Here is a 1978-nt window from a genome sequence, read left to right on the forward strand (position 1 = left end):
CACCTCTTCAAAATACACCGCGTCAATTTGACCTGCTGTCTGCTTTATTTCTGATAGCCATTGTTTAAAACGCAAATAACGCATTCCACCGCCTTCAAAACGGCGCGATTGAAAATTCACGGTACCACTGAACATGTCACCACTTGCACCACGTATCGCCCACCCCGTTTTGGTACCTAGATCAAAACAAAGAATCGTGTTAATCACCNGCCCACCCCGTTTTGGTACCTAGATCAAAACAAAGAATCGTGTTAATCACCACGCCGCTCCATACAAAATGTGTTTTATAGGATTGTTTTTTTCTGAAAATGAAGGAAAGAAGGGTGTAAGAAATATGCAAGCGGTTTTAAATTGGATAGAACAGCATCCTGTATTATTTTCTGCGTTTTCTGTTTTATTTTCTGCACTTTCTTCGGTTGGTGCTTTATTATCCGCAATTTTTTCTTTTCGTTCTATTAAACAGACATTGAATTTAAGAAATGAAGATCGAATAGAAGCTGCAAAGTTCAGAAGAGAAGACCGAGAAAAATTTGAAACAGAATTAGCTAATGCCATGGACATAGCTAATTCAACTAAACAACAAGCAATATCAATGGAAAAGCTTGCTAACGTTCTAGAAAAACAGACAGAAATTCTAGAGCAGAGAAAACTTAATGTTTTTGTACAGCGTATAGTGATGCATAATGATCCTGATAATAAATCACAATTATTAATTGATATATTATTAACCATTGCAAATCCTACAAAACACATAATTAAAATTAATTCCATCAGTATAGAGAATGATAGAAATTATAAATTTATTCACGCAGTCTATCGTGGATTTACTGATTCAACCGTTTTTCCCCTCGGAGATATATACCAAATCCAGCCCCAAAGCTCCAAATACCTCTGTTTTAAACAACCCCAAACAGAGCCTCTAATACATGGAGATATTGACCCATTTAGCCTCATAGCTTTTGGCTCATTAGAACTAATTCTTACCATTTCGCCTCTCAAGAAAAATCCATTAATTTATCTAATATTTACTATGGAACACACTGCTATAGATCCTGAAAATCCACCAGAAAAAGTGAATTTTTTCGCTCACTGTATTCGTTTAAAAAATGCTTTCAATCCACTATAGTTTTCCCAGGTACGAGATAGCTCTGTTGTTCCTCAGGACTTTTTTTAGCAAGATCTTCCCATGTCAGTGGCTTTAACCCCAATAAATGCCCCAATAACTCTTGAGACCTCGGCCAATAGTCTAGTTGTGCAAATGTAATGGTATTTCGTGGTATAAACCATTCTTCAAAAGCTCTAACAACTTTAATTGCTTGAATCTTTGTCTGCTCATCCCTCATTAATTGTTGCAATAATTCCTGCGATCTATCTTCTTGTTCATCTGTAATGGGATTTAGTTCTATAAACTCTCTTACAAGCGTACGAACAGCTTTAGAGACTTGAATATTTTCATAAATATTTTCATATGACATCACACATTCTTGCCCTTTAGTGCTTTTCTCTAAACATTCTTGCACGTTTGCTTGTAATTCTTGTAAATGTTGTATTTTCTCTTCATTTTCTGCTAGCTGTCCTTCCATCAATGCTTTTTGTGACATTATTAACTCATTTTTTTCTGCTAGCTCTTTTCTAAGCCTTCGCACTCTTTTAGAAGAGTCATGAACAGCATAAAACGAAATCACATTCGCAATTAAGGAAATAACAATTGCTACTAAACTCATCTTTCTCTCCTCACTTACCCTTCTTCTTATTTTTACGAGCCGGCGCTTTTACTGCTTCATCACGCTGTTTAAGCTTTTGTGTTAGTCTTTCAACTTCCTCGTCGCGTGATTGAACATCTGCTTTTAGTGCCTGTATCTTTTCACTTTTCCGTGTAAAATCTTCTCGATACGCATCTATCTTTTGTTTAAGTTCTTTAATTTCCTTGTCACGTGATTGAACATCTGCTTCGAGTGTCATTACAACTTCACTTACA

2 protein-coding genes and 2 pseudogenes are annotated in these 1978 nt (G+C 36.0%); 1 reads left to right on the plus strand and 3 read right to left on the minus strand.

The annotated features are described in order from the left end of the window. Positions 1–207 (minus strand): annotated as a pseudogene (locus tag ACFIK4_RS05305) (hypothetical protein); the annotation flags it as partial. Between the two features lie 127 nt (positions 208–334). Here ACFIK4_RS05305 and ACFIK4_RS05310 point away from each other — a divergent pair. Then, complete coding sequence (locus ACFIK4_RS05310; RefSeq protein ID WP_375632835.1) at positions 335–1126, plus strand: hypothetical protein; 792 nt, start codon at positions 335–337, stop codon at positions 1124–1126. On the opposite strand, the gene ACFIK4_RS05315 is transcribed toward ACFIK4_RS05310, so the two are convergent. Together ACFIK4_RS05315 and ACFIK4_RS05320 are read right to left on the minus strand one after the other, a co-directional pair. Further along, positions 1113–1724 (minus strand): hypothetical protein, encoded by a 612-nt coding sequence (locus ACFIK4_RS05315; protein ID WP_375610980.1) that lies wholly within the window; start codon positions 1722–1724, stop codon positions 1113–1115. The genes ACFIK4_RS05310 and ACFIK4_RS05315 overlap by 14 nt on opposite strands. A 10-nt stretch (positions 1725–1734) precedes the next feature. After that, positions 1735–1978, minus strand: a pseudogene (locus tag ACFIK4_RS05320) (hypothetical protein); the annotation flags it as partial.

Origin of the sequence: Bartonella sp. AP9QHHD (assembly GCF_042195625.1) — a bacterium.
Taxonomy (GTDB): Bacteria; Pseudomonadota; Alphaproteobacteria; order Rhizobiales; family Rhizobiaceae; genus Bartonella.